Genomic DNA, 23,038 nt, shown 5'->3' with positions numbered 1-23,038 from the left:
TTTGGACACAATAGCTAATAGAATCCACCACGAAGGAGGAGTAAGGATGAAAAAAGAATTCGGGTTGGTTTTATTAGCACTGTTTTTTCTGTCATTGAATGCGATTACAGGTGCTTATGCGGTAGAAGGAGACAGGAATCAGATTCCTGTTGAGAGTCCTGTTGAAAAGCCTATGAACTTAGTGAAGGAAGAAATGGACATTTCAGGTGATGGAAAGGCAGATATCATTGAAATTAACGGAATCCAATTTGAAGAAGATAGCTCGTATTTAAAGGAAATCAATCTTGTTATTAAGGGCTCTAATGGGGAAACCTATACAGCTGAATTAGACAGTGGCTTTGATCCAGAACTTAAGTTTGTGGATTTAAATCATGATGGACTAGTCGACCTGTATATCACCATTCCAACAGGTAGCAGCGGTGGAATTGCTAATCATTTTTTATATACCTTTAAGGATTTTACTTTAACTAATATCGCGGTACCTGATCCGCTTATGATTACAAGTGAATTCCAGGATGGTTATAAAGCGGTTATGACGATTGATAATACAGGCCAATCCTATGATTTTAACTTGATTAATAGGAAAGAGGATTATGACCAATTAGGATTATATTTGAATGGTAAGCTTAATGAGCCTAGAGAGCTCATGGTTGATCCCTATGGTTCATTAAAGCCAATCTTAGTTAAGGACGGTGTATATGGATTAAAAGGTATTCAGCAAATAAGCGGGGCATACCATGCTGATGGAATTGCCTTTGTTGAATCAAAATGGGTTTACGAAGAAAATGGCTGGAAGCTATTAGATACAAAGGTGATTGAAAGAAATAAGAAAGCAAAGAAAAAGAGATAAAAGCGTATACAAACCTAGTGAAGTCCTATCAAGGAAGGGAGTGTCTCAACCTTTCCTTGATACAAAAGGATTTCTAGTAATCCAAAATCGTAAGGGATAATCCTTTGCCTCACTAGCATTGTCAAGTTTATATATTAAAGCATGTAATCATAGATATTTTTCGCTAACAATAAACAGGTGACGGTAATAAACAAGGCACGAACATAGCTGCTACCTCGTTTAATTGCAAATTTTGAGCCGCAAATCGCACCGGCAAGCTGGGCTAGTCCCATGATCAACCCATACGTGTAATTCACTTGCCCTAAAAACATAAACATCAATAATCCAGCCACATTGCTGCTGAAGTTTAAAAATTTCGCATTCCCCGCAGCCTTTAAGAAGTCATTTCCAATTAATAAAAAAGAAAATATTAAAAACGAACCTGTCCCAGGTCCTAGAAAACCATCATAGAAGCCAATCGCCAAAATGGCTGCCAGAAAAATGATGAAGTGACGAATGGATAGCTTTTTCGGAGTGGAAATACTGCCCCAATCCTTCTTGAAAATCGTATAAATAGCCACTGCACCAAGCATAACGAGCATCAATGGCTTTAGCACATCAGGGTTCATCCTATGAACGGTCCATGCACCAAGCAACGATCCGACAAAAGAGAGAGGAAATAGCTTAATCACTGATTTCATATCAATTTTTCCGGAACGATAAAATATGAATGTACTCGTTAAAGAACCGATAGTCGACGCTAATTTATTAGTAGCAACGGCTCCAGCTGGATTCAATCCAGTAAATAATAAAGCAGGTAATGTAATAAGCCCGCCACCACCAACAACCGAATCTATAAATGCTGCTAAAAAGCCAAAAACAAGCAAAATCAATAATAACGATGGGTCTAAATCAAAAAACATACATATCAGCCTCTCATGTTGTAACTATTAGAATCGTAGCGAAATAATTGTTATATGTAAATAGTAATTATAAGTAAAGAATACGATATGTGGATGGTGCCAATTATAAATGGTATCTTATAAAAATGATGAAAAATCCAACTACCACCTTTTTTAGGCAATTAGTTGCTATTAGCAACTAATTAATCTATTATATAACTATAGTATAAAAGAAGGTGTGAGTAATATGAGCGATGAACAGGACTTCAACATCAGTCATTTCCTCATTGAAGATGCATTGGGTTCGATTATAAATAGAGCGGCTATTATTGTTAAAAAGCGTCTGCACCTTGCTCTTAAGGAGGCAGGGTTAGAGCTTACGCCTGAAGAGTTTGCATTACTCAGCAGGCTTTGGGAAAGTGATGGGATTCCCCAAACAGAATTAGTTGAAAAAACATTGAAGGACAAGACACGAGTCACCCGTTTACTTGGTGGTTTGATGAACAAATCCTATGTAATCAAGAAAACAGATGAAAATGATCGCCGAAACTACAATGTGCACTTAACTGAAGAAGGGAAGCGGATTCGTTCCATCATCATTCCGATTGTTATACAGCTCATGAAAGAAGCTACGGAAGGAATCGAGCAGGAGGAGATTGACATGGCGAAGAGTGTCCTTAGAAAAGTATTCTTGAACCTCAACAGCATTTCCACTGATAAGGAGTGATAAGAATGAATGTAGTTGAAAAAATCATCTTAAAGAAAATAAAGCATAAAGTGTCTAATTGGTTTGAGCTAGAGCGTTCAGTTGAAAAATTAGATGGCGTCTTTCACTCTGTAGAGGATTCACCGGAAAAGAGCTGGCCAAACCCTGACAAAATTCCAAGCGGGAAAGAGGTTCCTTTTAGCATCAAGAATATCCCTATTGTAGGACCAAGCCTAAGCTCGAGTATTAAGGAAGGAAATAAGGCAATAAAATCCCTTTCTAATAATCCGGCTAGAGGCAAAACCATCATTGATGACCTTGAATTAAAACAATTTGAAGCAATGGCTAAAGAGAATGGGATAGGTGCAATTGGATATACAAAGCTTCCGCATCATTTGATTTTTAAAGACCGGGCTGTTTTATATGATACTGCGATTGTTCTCATCATGGAAATGAATAAAGAGGCGGTCATGAAGGCACCAAGCTTAGACACCTTTAAAATGGTCATGTCTACATATGATACGCTAGGAAAGACTACGAATTTATTAACCGAGCAGTTGAGAATAATGGGGTTTCAAGCACAGGCCAGTCATCCGCTTGGGGGATTGGTCGTATATCCTCCGCTTGCTGTTGAGGCAGGGCTTGGCTGGTGTGGAAGACATGGACTATTAATCACGCCACAATTTGGCGCCTCACAAAGAATTGCCGCTATTTTTGTTAACATTGAAAATCTACCTCTCTCAGAAAAGAATTACCATTCCTGGATAGGTGATTTTTGTGAAAACTGTGGAAAATGTATTAGGAAATGTCCATCCCAGGCTATTTATGAAGAACCTATTGAACATCAATCAGGACGAAAAACGCATATCAACAGAGAAAAATGCTTGCCCATTTTTGTTTCCCAGCAGGGATGCACTGTTTGTGTGAAAGAGTGTACATTTACAAAAATCAATTACAGTATTGTACATGATAGATTTGTTAATAGAAAAGGGAGGACTCAGAAAAATTAAAGAAGATGGTATATCGATTAACATGAATAAAAGGAACAGCAGAGACATTAGAATGATCCTCTGCTGTGATTCTTTCGCAAAATGAAATACTTCCTTCAATCACAAAAGAATGACCACTAAACGAAAACAACAGTGAACGCCTCGATAAAAGTCTATCGTTTACAATACGTAATCACCCGATAAGTCCAGTGATTTTGTTGAATGAAAGAATGTATCCTTTTCCTCTTATATTTTCAATTTGAATGATGTCCCGTGTTTTTTTTCGAACTCGGTAGATTAATGCGTTTACCTCATCCGAGCTGACATCTGGAAGTTCTCCTACCATTTGTGTCCGTTCCTTCCAGACACTGCTTTTCAATTCATCAATAGCTACGAATTGGTTGCTCCTTGATAAAAGCAGTTCGATGCATTTAAATTCTTTGTCCGTAAATACATAAGCATTTCCTTGAATGGACATTTCTTGTTTTAAAGGGTCTAAAGCAAAGCTATTGACCCAATTACACATTTGAACGGTCGGAACGATATCAGCTGTCTGCTCAATATTTGATGTTGAAAAACTCATTTTTATCAGCTTATTTGCGATAGAAATTTCTGCTGAATTTTTAAGAATAAATTCCTCATTTGGGATTAATGGTTGATTATTCACAAATGTACCATGCTTACTATTTAAATCCTTAATGAAATATATGTCATTTTCTAAGGAAATGGAAAAGTGTCTTCTTGAAACAAAAATATTGTGAAAGGAAATATCGGGCTGCCAATTACTGCCCCTTCGACCGACAATCATTTGCGGACGATTTATTGGAATAAAGGCACCTTTTTCAAAAGGGGAGCCACTTTCCACAATTAAATAGGCTAATGGTTTCATAAGATTCTCCTAAACATAATCATTCTAATTCTATTTTATTAGTCATTTATCATTATCATTCCATTGATTGGTTAGCTGTTCATTTACTATAGTTTATATACTGAATTACCCTTGTCCATCTCATCTTATAATGAATAAGGAGGATTGAAAAGTGAAATATAAAAAAGCAATAAAACGAACAGTGATTACTTTAATTCCTAAAAATAGACTTTCTATGGTTTTGGGACTCCATCCAGGGTAATAGAGCTAACTTTCACAAGGATTACTTGAATCTAATAAAAGAGGTGAAAATTCTGCTAGTAATAGCGTGTAGATCAACAAATTTATCATGGTTGTTTATCTACTTAGCAGAGAAGAATATGGCTGAAAATGAATCACGCATGGAGCGAAGGAAAAAAGTAAAAAAGCAACAACCAAAGTCCCAAAAAAGAGTTTGGAAAAAAATGTTATACACTACCTTTGTCATTGGTACTTTGATGTTTATTATTGGAGCAGGAGCATTCTTATGGATTATCAAAGATGCGCCGAAGTTTGATGAAACGTTGTTAAAGGCACCTTTATCATCCACGTTATATGCTAGTGATGAAAAGACGATTATTGCTGAAATTGGCACAGAAAAACGGGATGCTGTGAAGGTGGAACAGATACCGGACGTATTGAAGGATGCGGTGATTGCCACAGAGGATGCTCGTTTCTATAAGCATCATGGAATCGATGTGAAACGCACCTTAGTAGCGATTTTTAACATCATCACTTCTGGTTCCTTTGAGGGGGGCGGGGGTAGTACGATTACCCAGCAGCTTGTGAAAAATTCCTTTTTATCGATTGAACAAACACCGACAAGGAAAATCCAAGAATGGTATTTAGCACTTCAATTAGAGAGACGATTTTCCAAAGATCAAATATTAGAAATGTATTTTAATAAAAATTTATATGGCGGGGATGTATATGGCGTAGCCAAAGCGGCAGAGCGTTTCTTTGGATTAGGTCCTGATGAGCTTGACCAGCTAACACTTGAGCAGGCCGCACTATTAGCTGGGATTCCCCAAAGTCCAAACCGATACATACCAACCGAGGATGATAATTTAGAGAAAGCTGAAAAAAGAAGAAATATGGTGCTTCAATATATGAATCGGCATGGATATCTTTCAAAATCGGAAATGACGGAAGCGCAAAGCACCCCGATTGAAGAGACTCTGAATATTCAAATGCCAAAGACCAATCACTATCAAGCTTTTGTTAATACTGTTATCAAAGAGGTACAGGTAAAAACAGATACCAATATTTTTGAAGACGGCCTGGAAATCTATACAACCATTGACCCGGAAATTCAACAAATTACGGAGGATGTGCTTTCAACCAATAACTATGTCAGTTTTCCAGATCATGATAACCTGCAGTCTGCTGTTGTCATAACAGATACACAAACCGGAGCAATTAAAGCGATTGGTGGAGGTAGAAATTATCAAAACGGTGGATATAACTTTGCAACGATGATGAAACGGCAGCCGGGGTCAACAATAAAGCCGATTCTTGATTATGGACCAGCGATTGACAATCATAAATGGTCGACTGGACATCTGTTAAAGGATGAGGAATATCAGTATGCAAATGGAACTCCAATTCGAAATGCCAATCGTAAATATGCCGGAAATAGGAGCATTCGGGATCATCTAGCATGGTCGAGAAATATTCCCGCATTAAAGGCCTTTCAAGCAGTAGGGGTGGACGATGCCACTGATTTTGCCAGAAGTCTGGGATTTCCGATTACCGACGAGCAAAAAGTTAATGAAGCCAACGCCATTGGCGGCATTGACGCTGCCTCACCGGTTGTGATGGCTGGTGCATATGCTGCCTTTGGGAATGGCGGTTACTATGTTGAACCACATACGGTGACAAAAATTATCTATCAGGATGGAATCGAGCAAAATCTCGAACCTGAGAAGAATAAGGTGATGGAGGATTACACGGCCTTCCTCATTACTGATATGCTTCGTACCGCTGTCGATTCAGGTACGGGGAAGCAGGCGAATATTCCAAATCTAGACCTTGCCGGAAAAACGGGAACAACAAACTTTGATAAACAAACAGAAGCAAAATACGGCTTACCAGGCAATGCAGTAAAGGATGCTTGGTTTGTAGGCTATACTCCGCAATATACGGGAGCCGTCTGGACAGGCTATGGTAAAACAACATCAGCTCACGACTATTTAAACAGCACGAGTGAGAATTTTTCAAAGTTAATCTTTCAAGCGATTCTGTCAAAGACAGCAACGAGTTCTGAAAAGTTCAAACAACCAAAAAGTGTGGCGAAATCAGGGAATGAATACTATGTAATAGGTGGAGAAAAGCCGAAGGCGCCTAAGCCCAATGAACCAACGAATGTATCCGCCCAATATGACGAAGCTTCAGATAGTATTTTATTATCTTGGACGTATGCATCTAATGATCATTCAGACCTAACATTTGATATCTCTTATATAGCAGATGGAGGAGATACGATAATATTAACATCAACAAGTGAGCTACAGGCTGTGTTACAAAGTCCGGAAAAAGGAAAAGAATATACCTTTACTATTGTTGCTGTTTCCGAAGATACAAAAAGTAACCCAACTTCAACATCCATAACGGTTGGGGAAAAAGAGGAAGCTCCTAATAGCCCAAGTAATGTACAAGCAATTTATGATAAAAGCACAAATGTAATTGTGATTAGTTGGGCTTCCAACCAGGATGCTACTAAAAATGTCCAATATACCATTACCTATTCTGTTAATGGTCATACGCGAACGTTAGCCTCAACCTCACAATTACAGGCTATACTTAATAGCCCTCAGCCAGGGAGTAACTATGTCTTTACGATAACAGCATCAAATCAGGCAGGGAAAAGTGAACCCATACAAACTTCCGTTACAGTTGAAGAAAAGGATCATAGTGATACGAATCCTGTAGATAACAGCATACCCTCAGACAATGATCGTGAGGAAACTCCTTAGAAACAGAGTTGTCATTCTAATATTTAGAGGCACTACTTGCTGAAGCGTGAGAACTATCTCTGACTATTTCTAAATTACTGAAAAAAGGCCGAACGATACATCGTATTGTATATTCGGCTTTTTCAATTTAGAGGAATAAATGGACGTTTTGTGAAGAGGAGAATTTTTTGCATATAGTCACACTTGATGAGATAAGGGTTTGGACATGATATCTATAAAAGCGATAAGTTATGACAGTAACTATCGAAAAAATGTACACTATATGCTATTTTTTATAATTATAATAATAGAGTCTGAGGTAATTATAGTAACATAGTATTCGATATTGATATGGACCATTAGGAAATGACTCTAGTCAACATCTTGTTATTGTAACTGAACAAAATATTGAAAATGAAAAGGTGAGGTAGGTGGAAAGATCTAACGAGAACTAGATAATTTGCAAAATATCGGAAAAGCAAAAAGTTCGTAATAGAAACATTGCATCAGATGTATTAATGAAGGAGGAAAAGGTAATGAAATTTAACAAAAAAACCATCATTTCAGTGTTACTAATTATTATCATGATGGTATTTGCAGGATGTAGCTCTAACGATGGAGGGAATTCAGGTGAAGCGAATGCAAAATCACCCGATCATGTAGGTGGTGTATCACTAGAAAATCCGATAAAAGTTGACAAAGAGGCCGGTACGGTAACGGTTCTTTCTCAAGTAAATGGGAAGTATTTTACAGAGGCAACACGTCACGCTTCAGTATTCAGGGATGGATCGAATGGAGCGAAATCTGTCTTTACATCATATGGAACGCATGAAGACTTCTATAATGCACTTGTAGAAATAGGTGCTGAGCCAGGAAACAACATGACGCCTGATAATGCCTCAACAACTAAAGTTGAAGGGACACCGATTGATTTAACGGTTACTTGGAATGGCGCTGATAAGGAATATGATATTAATGAAGTAATTAATGATAGCAATGGAAACAAAATCACCTTCAAATTTGGTGGAAATCATGATCGTTCAATGGAAAAACATACTGGATGCCTAACTTGTCTTGACAGCTGCCCAGTTGGAATCATATCCAACTCTGCTTATTCCTATGGTGCAGTGGAAAATACGAAAGAAGTTGAATTTACTGGAAATCAAGAGGTGCTACCTGAAGACGGAACTTATGTCGCTACAGTCTATTCCATTGCAAAATAATATAGCTTACATTTAGTATCATTTTTTTCCTACAGAATGATTCAGGAGGTGAAGTCTTGTTAAAATTAAGACTCATTTTTTACTATACTACTGCAGGAATAGCACTAGGCTATCTGTTCTGTATGCTGCTGTTTTTTAACGTAGCATTGGAAATGATGCTAGGACTAGGATTAGTCATGTTTATTTTTACAGGCTTCGGACTAATGGTCGCTATTGCTAAGACAAGACTTGATTGGAAGTATTTATTTTTTTACCTTGAGCTGGCGGTTATTCTGATTGCTTTATTTTCAGGAAGAATACAACAGTTCTTATATATTACAAAAGAAACGCTTGGATTCACAAATCCTGTATCAGAGATACGACCGATTTTCATTATAGCTGCAATTATAATCAATTTAGTGAACTTCTATATTGTACGTACGATAGGAAAGTACCAAAAGGAATATACGAAGGAAGAAAGAAAAGCTTTAAAAGCACAACAGTTAAAACTAAGTGACTTAAGGGAAGAACAAGATGCAGAGGAAATGGCAAAAGTTAAGAAAAGAAGAAAACAGGGAAGAATCGTTGCCGTTGTTGGAATCGCTATTTTTATGATTTGCTACTTTGCCATTCCTTCTCTTAATAATGGATTAAATCATGCATTTAGTACGATATCAAAGCTAGATACAGAAATCGTCATTGAATATTTGCGCTCATACGGTAAATTAGCTATAGTCGTATCATTTACACTTATGGTTCTTCAATCTATTGCTGCACCCATTCCTGCGTTCCTCATCACCCTTTCAAATGCAGCGATATTTGGATGGTGGCAAGGAGCCATACTTTCTTGGGCGTCTGCCATGGCGGGGGCTGCACTATGCTTCTTTATCGCGAGAGTACTAGGTAGAGATGTTGTAGAAAAGCTAACGAGTAAGGGTGCAATGGAAAGTGTAGATGTTTTCTTCGAAAAATATGGAAATCGTACCATATTAGTTTGTAGATTATTACCGTTTGTTTCCTTTGATTTTGTAAGTTACGCGGCAGGTCTAACGAATATGAGATTTTGGTCATTCTTCCTAGCAACAGGGATAGGTCAATTACCTGCGACCCTCGTGTATTCATATGTTGGAGGGACACTTACAGGTGGAGCTCAGAAATTGTTTGTTGGATTATTAACATTGTTTGCTTTATCGATTCTAATAGGTGTGGCAAAGAAAGTATATAAAGATAAACAAAATGGTAAGATAAAAGAAGAAATGGTTTAATAATGAAAACAAAGGTAGTGTGATAAAAAGCATGAAAATGCTTTTATCGCACTACCTTTTCCTTTATGGCTTAAAACAATAAAAATAACGCATACTGAATACCACACAGAATGATTAAAAACGCGAGGTTATATATACTAAATTTGACTAGATATTTCTTTGCTTCAAGCGGTTTAGCCTGCACAAATAGCTTATAAGATATGACACTAGCAAGCGATGCAACAAGGGTTCCAAGACCCCCAATATTTACACCAAGCAGCAGTGACCGCCAATCGGCGGTAAAGTTCGCAAGTAGAATGGCTGCCGGAACATTGCTGACAAATTGGCTGAGAAAAATCGAACTGAAAAACACTGACGTGCTATCCTGAAGCCCAGCACTTGCAACAGTATGAACGGCTTTAAGGCTCGAAAGATTTCCGATAAAAACAAAAAAGCAGATAAACGTGATGAGCAGTAAATAATCAATTTTCAATAATAATTTCCGGTTGAGAATAATCGCAGCCATCACAGTAATCAAAAACGAATGGAGATAGCTGATGAAACCAAATATGGAAGCGATAATCACTGCTAATAGGATGCCCCATATCCATGCTTCCTTTCGATTCGCTATAATAATAGAAGGAAGCTCTATTTTTATTTCGCTTTTTGGTAGTTTACTTGTAAAAATAATCAACAAACCGATGCCAACAGCAGCGATCAGCAGGATGGTCGCAAAAAAGTCCAAAGCCTTCATACCAAAATGGGAAAAGAGAAACAGATTTTGTGGATTACCCATAGGTGTAAGGCTGCTGCCGATATTGGCCGCAATCGTCTGAAGGATAATCGTCTCGGATAAAGAAATGTCAGTTTTTTTACTAATGATAAGGGTAAGCGGAACAAATGTAAGTAAAGCCACATCGTTTGTCACGAACATAGAGCTCACAAAGCAAAGAGAGATAAGAATAGATGACACCGTTCGGCTGTTACGACTTTTATTTAAGATCGTAATCGCAAATTTATCCAGTACCTTCAGTTCTTCAAGAGCCTTTATGGCAATCATTAGGTTAAATAAACTGACCATGACATGAAGATTAATATATTCAAGCTTTGGCGTTTGCACAAAACAGCTTGCGAAGGCCAACAAAAGGGAAAGGGTGAACACTCTATCCTTTTTCAAAATGCCAAGGTTTAGATGCATTTTTTGCTTTCTTTGGATTTCAACATTTTGTTGCACTATCAATCACCAGCAATCTTAATATATAAATAAACACCAATGTTTAGATTAAATTCAAAGATAGGGATTGTCAATTGGATTATTAGTTTACTATGTAATAGGTTAGAGAAAAACAAAAACTAATATTGGGAAATTAAGGATATTGGTGAACTAATAGGATATACTAGAAATATAATTTACAAAAGGAGGAAGTTCGATGGCTGCTACGCAAGGAATATTAGAGTGGACCCTTATTTCTGAATGCCCAATTCCAAACGATGTTGATGATTTATTGGTCAATGGGGAAGAGGCCGTTGCTGCTTACAAAACAATCCGAGATAGTGCAATCTTTACGAACAAGAGATTAATTGTTAGGGATGCACAAGGTTTAACAGGTAAAAAGGTCGAGATTTATTCCCTTCCATATGCATCTATCAACATGTGGTCTACAGAAAATGCAGGAAGTTTTCTAGATTTGAATGCAGAAGTCGAGCTTTGGACTAGAGCGGGACATATTAAGATTCATTTAAAAAAAGGTGTAGATATAAGGAAATTCGATAAGCTAATTGCCAATGCCATTTTGTAATGATAACAATGAACTTGGAAAAGGGAATACAAAGCAATCCCAATGGAGTCCATACTCGACAGGGATTGCTTTTTGTATTTTTTTCAACTTTATAAAGCGATTAAGCAAATTAGTATCTCACTGTAATATTTATACCATCATAATTCTACTAGTACTAACTGATTGTTCTTTTTTGTTAATACATGATTAGAATGATAGAACATGGTACAATGATGTCCCGCTATACTTGAAATGATAACGATGGATTGGTTACATTGTACGTTATGGAAAATATTAAAGAAGGAGATGAAGCTGAATGGAACAGGAATTTATAGAAGTCGTTAATGGAAGAGAAAATAATCTGAAAAATATTCATGTACAAATCCCAAAGGGGAAAATCACGATTTTTACTGGGGTATCTGGTTCAGGAAAGTCATCGATTGTTTTTGATACCATTGCACAGGAAGCTGGACGCCAGTTAAATGAGACCTTCAGTAGCTTTGCCCGTCAATTTCTGCCGAAATATAGAAGGCCAGAAGCAGATGAAATGAATAATCTATCGACAGCAATTATCGTCGACCAAAAACGACTTGGCGGAAATGCAAGATCAACCCTTGGAACGGTGACTGACATAAATTCTTTGTTAAGACTATTATTTTCTCGTTTTGCCGAGCCACAGATAGGCTTTAGTAACGCCTATTCCTTCAATGATCCTACGGGGATGTGTCCTGATTGTGAAGGGATTGGCAGGACGATTACGTTAAATTTGGATGCAGCCTTAGATAAGGAAAAGTCCTTGAATGAAGGGGCGATTCTACTTCCCGGCTTTGGACCTGGCACCTGGCAATGGAAAGCCTACGCGGAATCAGGCTTCTTTGATAATGATAAAAAAATCAAAGATTATTCTAAAGAAGAATATGAAAAGTTGGTCTATGCCGAAGAGGAAAAAGTCACAGTCAGTTATATGAATGGGGAGATTAATACTACATATGAAGGCTTGGCTCTTAGATTTATGCGACAAAATGTCAATCGGGATAAAGATACCTCTAAAGCTGCTGAAAAGAAGCTGAAAGAATTTACGACAACGGGGACATGCCTCAGCTGCCATGGAACTCGTTACAATGAGAAGGTACTGTCCTCCAAAATCCAGGGATACTCCATCTACGACCTGACAGCGATACAGCTAAATGTGCTCATTGATGTACTTCAATCCTTTGATCTACCAAATGCTAAACCGATCTTGAATGGAATGATTGAGCGAGTCAAAAATCTTTGTGATATTGGATTAAGCTATTTAACCTTAACAAGGGAAACGCCGACCTTATCTGGCGGAGAGTCCCAAAGGGTTAAAATGGTAAAATATCTATCAAGCAACCTGACAGGATTAATGTACATATTTGATGAACCAAGCACAGGGCTTCATCCACGGGATGTCTATCGTTTAAATGAATTATTAGTTAAGCTTCGTGATAAAGGGAATACGGTACTAGTTGTGGAGCATGATCCAGATGTAATCCAGATTGCCGACCATATTATCGATGTGGGTCCGAAGGCGGGGGCTGGCGGAGGAAGAATTATGTTTAGTGGTAGCTACGAGGGACTACTATCCTCGGATACGCTCACTGCTCAGTATTTAAACAAGAAAATGGACATCAATCCCAACCCAAGACCTGTGAACGAGTTTTTGGAAAGTCAAAAGAGCAGCCTTCACAATTTAAAAAATATTAGCATGCGCGTACCTAAAGGGGTGTTTACGGTGGTAACCGGTGTAGCGGGTTCTGGTAAAAGTACCCTTGTAAATGAAGTGTTCGCAAAGGATTTTCCAGAATCGATTCGAATTGACCAAAATCAGGTACATGGTAACATCCGCTCCAACCCGGCAACCTTTTCCGGCATTATGAATTCGATTCGTAAAGCCTTTGCAGATGCAAATAATGTAGAAAGTGGGTTATTCAGCTATAACTCAAAGGGAGCCTGTGAAACCTGTGGCGGGACGGGCACCATTGAGCTTAATATGTCTTTTATGGATAAAGTCGTTATTGAATGTAGTGATTGTAAGGGCAACCGTTACAAGCAGGAGGTATTGCAATACTTATATAAGGAAAAAAGTATTGTCGATATTATGGAGATGTCTGTCGCGGATGCACTGGAATTTTTTGAAGCAAAGGACATTAAGAGACAGCTGAAAAGCATGGATACTGTGGGCCTTGGATATCTTTCCTTAGGTCAACCGCTAAACACATTATCTGGGGGAGAAAGTCAAAGACTGAAGCTCGCAAAGGAATTAAATAAAAAGGGCAATATCTATATATTAGATGAACCCACCACTGGATTGCATTTATCAGATGTCTCGAACATACTGCACATTATCGATCAATTAGTGAAAAAGGGCAATACCGTCATTGTCATTGAGCATCACCTTGACGTCATTCGAAACAGCGATTGGATCATTGATTTAGGTCCTGATGGCGGTACAGGCGGTGGAGAAATCCTATATGAAGGTCCGCCAGAAGGTCTAAAGAGTTGTGATTGTTCGGTAACTGCGAAGTATATTTAGAATGGGTACATGCTGTGTATAATTAAATCAAATAAAAACCAATACAGCGCGAGAATTTTATCAACTCTGTATTGGTTTTTTTGGGGGCTTATTTATCGACTTTACGTGAGGCCAAACCGATGATTAGGCCAATTATGATAAAAATAATATCTATTACGATTTCGAACCCTTGAAAAGCATCAATATAATTGACTATAAACCAGCTTTTGCTTCCATTAGTGAGATGGTTAATCAACCCGCCAACACCTTGGATGATAAGCAATAAACTAAGAACATTCATTATTTCTTTCAAGAAAAACACCTCATTACTTTTTTTATTCAATTTACTTCTAAATTCCGATAGAAAAAAGAGGAGAGCTTTGCTTCAACCGTTTCAATCAGCTACATTGTCCCTCCTTATTATAATGTGGTATCATCATTATAATACACTGTGCTAAAAAGATAATAACACACTGTATTAAAAAAAGGAAGTGATTATTACCTATGCCAAAAATGGTGAATCATGAGGAAAAGAAGAAGTTAATTGCTGAGGCAGCTTGGAACATTATTAAGAAAGTAGGGATTGAGAAAGCGTCAATTCGAAGAGTGGCCGTTGAAGCAGGGATGTCAGCGGGTGCGTTAAGACATTATTTTTCAACACAGGATGAAATGTTATTATTTATTATGAATTACTACCTAGAGGAAGGGAAAAGACGCTCACAAGATAAAGATTGGTCAGAAAACCCATTGCAGGCTGTTGAGGAGGTTTTATTAGAGCTTGTACCCATTGACGAAGAAAAGAAAATTGAAACGAGTGTCTGGTGGATTTTCGCGCTTCGTTCCCTTACAAGTGATACATTAAAAGAAAAAAAAGAGGAAATGACGAACGGTACGTATCAATTAGCCCATTCCATGATCGAGCTACTCGTTTTAAAAGGGATTTTATCGGATTCCGTTGATGTAGAAGTAGAAACGTATAGATTATCGGCATTGCTTGAAGGCCTGTCCATCCATGCTTTGTTAAGGTCTGATATATACTCTGCGGAAAAGGTGAAGGAAGTCATCCATTATCATTTAGCTACAATTTGTCATAATAGTCAATAGAGGTAAATCTATTAAGAAATTTGAATTAGTTGAAAGGAGGGCTGTTTATGGTTTATGTTGCACTTCTTCGGGGCATTAATGTAGGCGGAAAAAATAAAATAGATATGAAGCTGCTCAAACAAATGTTTGAACGAGTTGGAATGCAGGATGTGGTGACATACATCAATACAGGTAATATTATTTTTTTCAATAAAGAGCATTCAAAAGCCGAACTTGCCAGTATGCTGGAAGAAGCGATATGTAAGGGTTTTGGGTTAAAGATTAAAGTAGTCATTCGTAGTGTTGATGAAGTGAAAGTAATCATTCGGGCTATTCCTGAGACATGGAAAAATGACAAAGAAATGTCAAGTGATGTCATGTTTCTTTGGGATGAAATTGATGATGAAACGGTACTGGAGAGTTTGGTCATTAAACAAGAGATTGATACGGTAACATATGTCCCCGGTGCCATCCTATGGTCGGTCGACAAGAAGAATGTGACTAGAAGTGGAAAGTCAAAAATTATTGGATCGAAGATATATAAGCAAGTTACAGTTAGAAATGTCAATACCGCTCGTAAGATATATGAAATGATGCAAGCGCAAAACCGTTAGTGTTCTCGAACATTTATTAACTTCATTCAGCAAATCAAATGCTTTTTGTACCAAAAGCTTGCGACAGGTACAGAAGTGCTCCACTTCTACAAGCGGGGGATGAAGGCAAATAGTCCTTCGATTCAGTGGGGGTTCAAACCCCGACTGAATGAAGTTAAGCCTCCGGCGGATGTCACGGAATTTTTTAAAGGTAGTTTACCCAAGCGAGCTCAGGTAATCCGGACGCAAATTCGACGGGCGAATTTGATACGGAACCTAAAACCTGCTGCTGATATTCAAAGAATGGAGTTTTTTTTCTACATCATTTTACTTCCTTCCTTCTAATCCTCCTTCCTGCTAAAGCTTAATAGTTTTGCCACCAAAGTTTGACAAACCTCATCGTGTTGATTAATTGTCTCGCACTCTACAAATACAATCGCTTGGTTTGGCTTTGATTTCGAAGTTTTCATTTCTTTAATCTTGCTTTTAACATATAAAATATCATTTGGTCGTGTTGGCTGTGGCCAGTTAATCTCTACCCCTGCTCCAATAACTCCATGTGCAAAGGGCAAGCTTTCCGTCAACAGTCTCATTGTAATCGCTGCCGTATGCCAACCGCTCGCAGCTAAACCTTTGAAAAAAGTATCTTCTGCTAGATCCTCATCACAGTGGAAAACCTGAGGATCAAACTCACGAGCAAAGCTTTTAATCTTGTCCGCACTTAAATGGTATTTTTCACTAATAAAAGTATCACCTACATGTAAATCTTCTAGATAAAGCGCCATTCATAAATCCTCCCTTATTCCTATGTATCACATAATATTGATCACTATTTATACTTTCGTGCATATGTATGCAAAATCCTATTCGTAAACTTATAAACTGTCAAGAAATTCATTAACTAGAGTTGACTGTTACCTAAGGGTTCAGTCTATGATGATCATGAGGTGATAAATATGCTTATAAACGAGGTTTGTAAAAAATGCTCCTTAACGAAAAAGGCCATATACTATTATGAAAAACATGGCCTTCTTCAACCTAAAGTTGAAGAAAACGGCTATCGAAACTATACTGATCAAGATATTGCCATATTAAAGGAAATATTTGTTCTAAGAAGCTTGGGATTAACGATTTCTGACATCAAAAAAGTTCTTGCCAGCAGTAACAAAGCAGCAGCACTGTTACAGTACAAATATTTAATGGATGTAAAGCAACAAAGAATACAAGAACAGCAAAAATGCTTAGAGCAGTTAATTCAAAACTACAGTGTGGATAAGGCAAAAGAATATATTGAAAAGAACCTTAACCTTACTTTAACCATAAAAGAAAAATTAGTTCGGTCTTTTCCTGGAGTATACGGTTTGTACTTGGCCATTCATTTCGGTCCATTTCTTAATGAAAAAATTGATAGTCCGGAGAAGGAAAAGGCCTATGCAAACATGATTCATTTTCTGGACCATGTTTGCATAATCAGAGAATTGGAAGAATCTTTAGAAGGTATCATGCCCTTAATGGAGCAGGAGGATATCGAAAATATGAATACTGCTCTGCTAAGCGCAGTCGAGGATTTAGATAGCTATCTGGCTATAAATCAACAGAAGATTGAAACATATATTCAATTTCGTGGTTCAACAGAATTTAAGTCAACACCAGTATATCGATTACAACAATTGTTACAAGAGCTTCAAGAAAGCAGTGGTTACTATGAAAATTTTATTAATAACTTAAAAATATTAAGCCGTTCCTATTTTGAGTATATGGAAAAACTGGAAAAGATGAATAAAAGCTTTCTTGAAAGATATCCACAAACATCTCTATGGTAAAATACAAAAGGAAGCACGAGGGCCTTTTATGTTTGATGACTATTGACATGCCCCCAAGACTAGAGTCGCAAGCCTTAACTCCTTACTGCATGTAAGAAACCTATTAATGAAATGAATCACTTCAAGAAACAAACAAATGAATATCTATTTTTAAAAAAATAAGATAAAATTGAAAATTATAAAATTATACATTTCAAGGAGTGATTCTTTTGAAGGCGCAGGTTATTCGTTCGTTCGGGGAGGCAGCTGTTTTTGAATTAGCTGAACTTTCTATGCCAGAAGTAAAACCGATGCATGTCCTGATTCAGGTTAAAGCGACAAGCTTGAATCCAATAGATACCAAAATACGCAGCGGTGTTTTTGCTAAATTTGCCCCTGAATTTCCGGCTGTTTTACACGGTGATGTAGCAGGGATTGTGACGGAAGTAGGCGCAGGAGTAACCGAATTTAAGGTCGGGGATGAGGTTTATGGCTTTGCCGGCGGTGTAAAAGGCACGAGTGGTGCTTTAGGCCAATTCATGCTTGCCGATGCTAGATTGCTAGCTCGCAAACCAAAAAACCTAACATTTACAGAAGCAGCTGCCATGCCTGTTATATCGCTCACAGCCTGGGAAGCTCTAGTGAAACGGGCCAACCTTCAAGCAGGAGATGAGATACTCATTCACGGCGGAACAGGCGGCGTTGGGCATATGGCCATTCAACTGGCAAAATGGCTCGGTGCAAAGGTTTATACTACCGTATCTACAACAGAAAAAGCTCAGATTGCGAAGGAGCTTGGTGCCGATGTTGTTATTAATTATAAAGAAACACCCGTACAAGATTATGTGAATAGGTATACAGATGGAAAAGGATTTAAGTATATCTTTGATACAGTGGACCGTGAAAATTTAGAGAATTCAATAGAAGCAGCCTCATTATATGGGAAGATTGTGGCCATTGCGGTCAGTCAGAATTATAATCTGACTCCATTTCTCTTAAAAGCTTTAGATTTCCATGTCGTTTTCATCGAGCTGCCGATTCTACATGAAGAATATCGCCACATCAATGGAGACATCTTAAAGAAGTTGACTCCATTGATTGAAGAAGGAAGGCTAAAGCCCTTAATTGATGAAAGAGTATTTTCCTTTGATGAGGTTTCCGAGGCACATGACTATTATGAAGCGAAAAAAGCAGTTGGCAAGATTGTCTTAGTTAATCATTGGTAGAGTTGATGGGAAATCCTATTTATTATGGGTTTCCCATTCTCTATAAACACTCATTATTTGAAAAGGAATTTAAAGGAATTTATTAGTAAAGCAGTATATTTCAGTGATTTTCAATCCAGTAGATATATCGGTCAAAAATTGGACGGTATAAAGATAGGAGGAATCAAAATGGAAGTGTTTGAACAATTTTTAGCAAGTATCGATCATCCTGACCACCGTGAACGAACAAAAGAAATTTTAACGTGGGTGGCAGATACATTTCCAAGCCTGGAGCCGCAAATGAAGTGGAATACCCCCATGTTTACTGACCATGGCACCTTTATTATCGGCTTTTCGACATCGAAGCAGCATATGAGTGTATCGCCTGAGGATGCAGGCATTGCACAATTTACCGATGAAATTGCCCAAGCAGGCTATAGCGCTACTAAAGGTTTGTTTCGAATTCCGTGGAAAAAGCCAGTCGATTACGATTTGCTCGAGAAGATGATCGAATTTAATATCAAGGATAAAGAGGATTATACTAAATTATGGCGGGAATAGAAGGGAGCTGAAGTTAGCTAAAAATACGAAACAGGTTCTAACAGCCAAAGTAAAATTTGCTTAACCCTTGTCAGAACATAGCCTTTGTTCTGACAGGCGGATGGTTTTTTTCCTCATCCTTGTCAGAAGACAACCCTTGTTCTGACAGGCGGATGGTTTTTTTCCTCATCCTTGTCAGAAGACAACCCTTGTTCTGACAGCCAGCTGACTTTTTTCCATTCTTCATTCTATCCCATCAGTAATATACGCTTAAAGAAAAACAAATGGACAAAAAGGGAGTTTTTTAACAAGAAACAACAAAAAATAATATACCTGAACACATTTTTGAAAGGATTTGATTATTGATGTACACGTTAGATCAATTCATCGCTATTTATGGGAAAAGGTTCGAAAACTATTTTGACCACTTGATTGGGACAACTGTGGAAAATATCGAAGAACCCTACATAGATCGGAATTATGTAGCCGGTGATATTGAAATGGACGATGGAACCATTTTAACTACCCATTATCGAATCGCAAACCCAACTGAAATAGCCATGAATCAAGAAATCCCCGCTGACGATGATTTGTCGTTTGATGATTACTACTTAGGGACCGTTATCCATCAAACAGTTAATAGAATTGAAGCCAGAGCGGATTATGAACGACAGGAAGCATATCTTTATTTTTATATTTCTAAATTTATGTCATTTGAAGTCCCCATCGGCTTTAATTCAGAAATGGGGGAACTATACGGTTACGCTAAAGAGCTATTGCCGAAGGATTGGGAACGGATGATGATCCAATAGCGCTGCCATTCCGTTGTTTATTAAAAATATATGGTTTGAATTCCCAAATAAAAGTGTTATAATTATACCTATAAGGGTATTTTTATACCATTATATTTAATGAACCATTCTAGGGAGGAAAAGAAAAAATGAATGCTACTGATTTATTAATCACATTAACGTCGCATGAAAATGATGCCAATAATGTAACCATTGCCTTTACAATGGGGGCTAAGGCGTTAGAAAAGGGTCATAGTGTTGAAATATTATTATTATCACATGCCGTACATTTAGCGGAAAAAGGGTACGCAGATAAAATTGATATTGGTGCACCGTTTAAGCCGATTAAGGACATCCTGCCAACATTTTTAGAAAAGGGTGGTAAGTTAAAAGTATGCTCTTCCTGTATGGAGCATAATGGGGTCTCAAAGGACAATATTCTAGATGCAGCCGAAGTCGTTACAGCCGATTATGTGGTTGATGCCATCATGAATTCGAAGAAAAGCCTGCAGTTAAACTAAACAAAGCATCTTCATGCCGGACCATTTTTTCCTATTAGAGGGGTTAGACATTTCGATCATCAATAAGATAGGAAATGTCTTTGTTTCGGAGAATAATCCAGCATCCAAATGAATAGGACATCAATCCCTCTTTTCCTCTTACAAAACACTTCCCTTCACCATCTCTTCCCATATTAATCCACCTGCATCTGCCGTACTAAGACTAGATTAACTCTTCCATCTATATCGCCTAGCATGCTTATGATAGGCTAATACCCTCCATCAAGCAGGGAATACGTTTGATTCATCATCATATGGTATCATAATCAAAGTGATATACGTGATTCATAGATATAATAAGACAAGGAGTGTTACGTTTTGCCGCAGCACGATTTTACAAAGGGCTCTGTTCGAAGGCAAATGATTTCTTTCGCAGGACCGATCATGCTTACCAATCTTCTCCAGGTATCCTACCAATTTATTGATAGTCTGTGGGTCGGGAATTTGTTAGGAGGAAATGCACTTGGAGCGATAACCATTTCCTCTACGATTGTGGTCACGCTTCTGGCCTTTATCCTTGGGATAAACAATGCAACATTAACGATATTATCGCAGCAAAAAGGAATGAACGATAAGAGCGGGCTAAAGAAGTACATCAATGCTTTTGTTGTCCTGTTAGCTACACTCTCCATTCTGGTCGGACTACTTGGCTTTATTTTTTCTGAACAGCTGTTACAACTGCTTCATACGCCAAATGAAATGCTACATGAAGCAAACCTGTATCTCCGCATCAACTTCCTGGGTATTCTCTTTATCATGGGCTATAATTTTATCGGAACGGTCCTTAGGGCTTTAGGTGACAGTCAAACACCATTAAAGTTTGTGTTTGTTGCGGTTGTATTGAATGGTGTTTTGGACCCATTGTTCATCGAAGTGTTTCAATGGGGAATCCAAGGTGCTGCGTATGCGACCGTATTGGCGCAGGGGTTTTCATTCCTACTAGCATTGATTTACACCTTTCACCGGAGACTGGTGCCATTTTCCATTCCTACGCTACCGAGCAGGGAGGAGGTATGGCTGATCCTAAAATTAGGCATCCCGGCCGGACTGCAAATGATGGTCATCTATGCTGGTATCACAGCCATTCTTACAGTCGTCAATTCGTTTGATGGAGCAGTTGTGGCAGGCTTCGGCGCTTCACAAAGAATTGACAGTTTAATTACCATTCCAGCCATGGCATTAGGAACGGCTGTAAACAGCATGGCAGGACAGAACATTGGGGCCAATCGATGGGACCGTGTCCGCCAAATTGCCCTATATGGCGCGGTGTATAATGTGATCATTATGCTAGTGATTGCTTCCGTAGTTTACTTATTTGCAGAAGCCCTTACAGCTTTATTTGTAAAAGAAACCGATACAGTAAGGTTCGGTACGGATTATTTAAAAATCATTGCTTTCTTCTATCCCTTTATCGGGCTCAATTTCATTCTCAATGGAATTGTTAGGGCGGCAGGAGCCATGTACCAGGTGTTAATCCTGAACATCCTGTCCTTTTGGCTGCTTCGTTATCCTCTAACCTTTTTTTGCTCACATTTAATAGGTCAGAATGGGATTGCTCTTGGCATGGGAATTAGTTTCATTTTTAGCAGCATTTTTGCATTTTCTTATTTTAAGTGGGGAGGATGGAGGAAAAAGCCATTGTTTGCAGCATGATTCTAGTCAAAAAAATGAAATTTCAACAGTTCCTGAAAACGACCACCTCAAAAATTATTCAACAAAAATGAATTGACAGAATATATATAATTGTTTTAACTATTTTTATATGCTACAATAATGTTGGTAGAATTACAATTTTATATTCGTTTTATAAAGGTACTACGTAATGTAGTTTAATAGGGAAGATCGGTGTAATTCCGACGCTGTCCCCGCAACTGTAATGCTGACGATGATTCATGACCACTGTGCTCTTGCTCGGGAAGGGAATCGTAGAATGAAGCGAAGCCAGGAGACCTGCCTGCATAAAACCAATCAAACATTTTCTCGGGGACTAGGAAGTGGAGACGTTCGTTTTTTTCCATTTCCCAACGTTTCCATCTAAGGCTGCCTACTACCTATGAGGCAGCCTTTTTATATGAAGAAGGGAGGGGATATTTATGGTTAAAATGGGGTTCTTTTTCAGCGATGGTTTATTTATCATTACAGCTCCAACAGTCGAAACATGTGTGGAGATTGCTAGAGAAAAAGGCGAATTTACAGGCTGGTATAAATTATAAGGCAACATCATCGTTACACTTTTTAATCATTTTTCATGAATCCCTGTGGTGTCACTCTGCAGGGATTATTCTTGCTTGTTTAAGGAATGCCAGTTTACGCAAGCACTTTTGTTATCAATCCTATAAATCAATTTGTATTTTTTGTAAAAACCATCTCTCCGATTGTATAAATTTTACAAAAACAAACAAGATATAAGGGTAACG

The 23,038-nt window shown here is 38.0% G+C and carries 22 protein-coding genes and 1 riboswitch; of the genes, 16 read left to right on the top strand and 6 right to left on the bottom strand.

The window, feature by feature from the left end; all coding sequences use genetic code 11:
- Positions 1-46: 46 nt before the first annotated feature.
- Complete coding sequence (locus BQ5321_RS13865; RefSeq protein WP_071395038.1) at positions 47-850, top strand: hypothetical protein; 804 nt, start codon at positions 47-49, stop codon at positions 848-850.
- 134 nt (positions 851-984) lie between these two features.
- Here the strand turns inward: BQ5321_RS13865 and BQ5321_RS13860 are convergent, their stop codons facing one another.
- Positions 985-1,752, bottom strand: a complete 768-nt coding sequence (locus BQ5321_RS13860) for a TSUP family transporter (protein WP_071395037.1) — start codon at positions 1,750-1,752, stop codon at positions 985-987.
- 226 nt (positions 1,753-1,978) lie between these two features.
- Here BQ5321_RS13860 and BQ5321_RS13855 point away from each other — a divergent pair, with 226 nt between their 5' ends.
- Positions 1,979-2,458, top strand: coding sequence for a MarR family winged helix-turn-helix transcriptional regulator (locus BQ5321_RS13855; protein ID WP_071395036.1), 480 nt, complete (start codon positions 1,979-1,981; stop codon positions 2,456-2,458).
- Between the two features lie 5 nt (positions 2,459-2,463).
- Positions 2,464-3,447, top strand: coding sequence for a 4Fe-4S dicluster domain-containing protein (locus tag BQ5321_RS13850; protein ID WP_071395035.1), 984 nt, complete (start codon positions 2,464-2,466; stop codon positions 3,445-3,447).
- Positions 3,448-3,619: 172 nt separating this feature from the next.
- On the opposite strand, the gene BQ5321_RS13845 is transcribed toward BQ5321_RS13850, so the two are convergent.
- The gene (locus BQ5321_RS13845; protein ID WP_071395034.1) at positions 3,620-4,315 is read right to left on the bottom strand and encodes an FHA domain-containing protein; all 696 of its coding nucleotides are present in this window, start codon (positions 4,313-4,315) and stop codon (positions 3,620-3,622) included.
- Positions 4,316-4,674: 359 nt separating this feature from the next.
- On the opposite strand from BQ5321_RS13845, the gene BQ5321_RS13840 reads away from it, so the two are divergent.
- The 3 genes from BQ5321_RS13840 to BQ5321_RS13830 all read left to right on the top strand — a co-directional run bounded on the left by BQ5321_RS13840 (position 4,675) and on the right by BQ5321_RS13830 (position 9,754).
- Entirely contained in the window at positions 4,675-7,308 is a 2,634-nt protein-coding gene (locus tag BQ5321_RS13840; protein ID WP_071395033.1) for a penicillin-binding protein 1A, read from the top strand.
- Positions 7,309-7,823: 515 nt separating this feature from the next.
- The gene (locus BQ5321_RS13835; RefSeq protein WP_071395032.1) at positions 7,824-8,510 is read left to right on the top strand and encodes a YdjY domain-containing protein; all 687 of its coding nucleotides are present in this window, start codon (positions 7,824-7,826) and stop codon (positions 8,508-8,510) included.
- A gap of 56 nt (positions 8,511-8,566) precedes the next feature.
- Positions 8,567-9,754, top strand: coding sequence for a TVP38/TMEM64 family protein (locus BQ5321_RS13830; RefSeq protein ID WP_187143745.1), 1,188 nt, complete (start codon positions 8,567-8,569; stop codon positions 9,752-9,754).
- Positions 9,755-9,824: 70 nt separating this feature from the next.
- Here the strand turns inward: BQ5321_RS13830 and BQ5321_RS13825 are convergent, their stop codons facing one another.
- A complete protein-coding gene (locus BQ5321_RS13825) occupies positions 9,825-10,967 on the bottom strand; it encodes an SLC13 family permease (RefSeq protein ID WP_071395031.1) in 1,143 nt (380 codons plus the stop codon).
- 196 nt (positions 10,968-11,163) lie between these two features.
- Here BQ5321_RS13825 and BQ5321_RS13820 point away from each other — a divergent pair, with 196 nt between their 5' ends.
- Together BQ5321_RS13820 and BQ5321_RS13815 are read left to right on the top strand one after the other, a co-directional pair.
- Complete coding sequence (locus tag BQ5321_RS13820; RefSeq protein ID WP_071395030.1) at positions 11,164-11,532, top strand: PH domain-containing protein; 369 nt, start codon at positions 11,164-11,166, stop codon at positions 11,530-11,532.
- A 295-nt stretch (positions 11,533-11,827) separates the two neighbouring features.
- On the top strand, positions 11,828-14,068 hold the full coding sequence (locus tag BQ5321_RS13815; protein ID WP_071395029.1) for an ATP-binding cassette domain-containing protein: 2,241 nt from the start codon (positions 11,828-11,830) through the stop codon (positions 14,066-14,068).
- 88 nt (positions 14,069-14,156) lie between these two features.
- On the opposite strand, the gene BQ5321_RS13810 is transcribed toward BQ5321_RS13815, so the two are convergent.
- A complete protein-coding gene (locus tag BQ5321_RS13810; protein WP_071395028.1) occupies positions 14,157-14,360 on the bottom strand; it encodes a hypothetical protein in 204 nt (67 codons plus the stop codon).
- A 191-nt stretch (positions 14,361-14,551) separates the two neighbouring features.
- Between BQ5321_RS13810 and BQ5321_RS13805 the strand changes: the two genes are divergently transcribed.
- Both BQ5321_RS13805 and BQ5321_RS13800 read left to right on the top strand, forming a co-directional pair.
- Positions 14,552-15,151, top strand: coding sequence for a TetR/AcrR family transcriptional regulator (locus tag BQ5321_RS13805; protein WP_071395027.1), 600 nt, complete (start codon positions 14,552-14,554; stop codon positions 15,149-15,151).
- 47 nt (positions 15,152-15,198) lie between these two features.
- Positions 15,199-15,744: a DUF1697 domain-containing protein gene (locus BQ5321_RS13800; RefSeq protein ID WP_071395026.1), complete on the top strand. Its 546-nt coding sequence runs from the start codon at positions 15,199-15,201 to the stop codon at positions 15,742-15,744.
- Between the two features lie 320 nt (positions 15,745-16,064).
- Here the strand turns inward: BQ5321_RS13800 and BQ5321_RS13790 are convergent, their stop codons facing one another.
- Positions 16,065-16,508 carry a MaoC family dehydratase gene (locus tag BQ5321_RS13790; RefSeq protein ID WP_071395024.1) on the bottom strand — a complete coding sequence of 148 codons (444 nt, stop codon included), beginning with the start codon at positions 16,506-16,508 and terminating at the stop codon, positions 16,065-16,067.
- Between the two features lie 171 nt (positions 16,509-16,679).
- Here BQ5321_RS13790 and BQ5321_RS13785 point away from each other — a divergent pair, with 171 nt between their 5' ends.
- The 3 genes from BQ5321_RS13785 to BQ5321_RS13775 all read left to right on the top strand — a co-directional run bounded on the left by BQ5321_RS13785 (position 16,680) and on the right by BQ5321_RS13775 (position 19,291).
- Complete coding sequence (locus BQ5321_RS13785) at positions 16,680-17,546, top strand: MerR family transcriptional regulator (protein WP_071395023.1); 867 nt, start codon at positions 16,680-16,682, stop codon at positions 17,544-17,546.
- Positions 17,547-17,755: 209 nt separating this feature from the next.
- The gene (locus BQ5321_RS13780; RefSeq protein ID WP_071395022.1) at positions 17,756-18,751 is read left to right on the top strand and encodes a zinc-dependent alcohol dehydrogenase family protein; all 996 of its coding nucleotides are present in this window, start codon (positions 17,756-17,758) and stop codon (positions 18,749-18,751) included.
- A gap of 168 nt (positions 18,752-18,919) precedes the next feature.
- Complete coding sequence (locus tag BQ5321_RS13775; protein ID WP_071395021.1) at positions 18,920-19,291, top strand: iron chaperone; 372 nt, start codon at positions 18,920-18,922, stop codon at positions 19,289-19,291.
- Between the two features lie 70 nt (positions 19,292-19,361).
- Here the strand turns inward: BQ5321_RS13775 and BQ5321_RS24290 are convergent, their stop codons facing one another.
- Positions 19,362-19,517: a hypothetical protein gene (locus tag BQ5321_RS24290; protein WP_159433434.1), complete on the bottom strand. Its 156-nt coding sequence runs from the start codon at positions 19,515-19,517 to the stop codon at positions 19,362-19,364.
- Between the two features lie 118 nt (positions 19,518-19,635).
- On the opposite strand from BQ5321_RS24290, the gene BQ5321_RS13770 reads away from it, so the two are divergent.
- From BQ5321_RS13770 to BQ5321_RS13760, 3 genes are all read left to right on the top strand, one after another.
- A complete protein-coding gene (locus tag BQ5321_RS13770; RefSeq protein ID WP_071395020.1) occupies positions 19,636-20,082 on the top strand; it encodes a hypothetical protein in 447 nt (148 codons plus the stop codon).
- Between the two features lie 128 nt (positions 20,083-20,210).
- Positions 20,211-20,582 carry a DsrE family protein gene (locus BQ5321_RS13765; RefSeq protein WP_071395019.1) on the top strand — a complete coding sequence of 124 codons (372 nt, stop codon included), beginning with the start codon at positions 20,211-20,213 and terminating at the stop codon, positions 20,580-20,582.
- 357 nt (positions 20,583-20,939) lie between these two features.
- Positions 20,940-22,274 (top strand): MATE family efflux transporter, encoded by a 1,335-nt coding sequence (locus tag BQ5321_RS13760; RefSeq protein ID WP_234978410.1) that lies wholly within the window; start codon positions 20,940-20,942, stop codon positions 22,272-22,274.
- A 140-nt stretch (positions 22,275-22,414) separates the two neighbouring features.
- Positions 22,415-22,593: riboswitch (cobalamin riboswitch) on the top strand.
- Positions 22,594-23,038: the final 445 nt, after the last annotated feature.

Source organism: Bacillus tuaregi (assembly GCF_900104575.1).
In the GTDB taxonomy this organism is placed as follows: Bacteria; Bacillota; Bacilli; order Bacillales; family Cytobacillaceae; genus Bacillus_BD; species Bacillus_BD tuaregi.
This window is presented reverse-complemented; position numbering and strand designations above follow the sequence as displayed.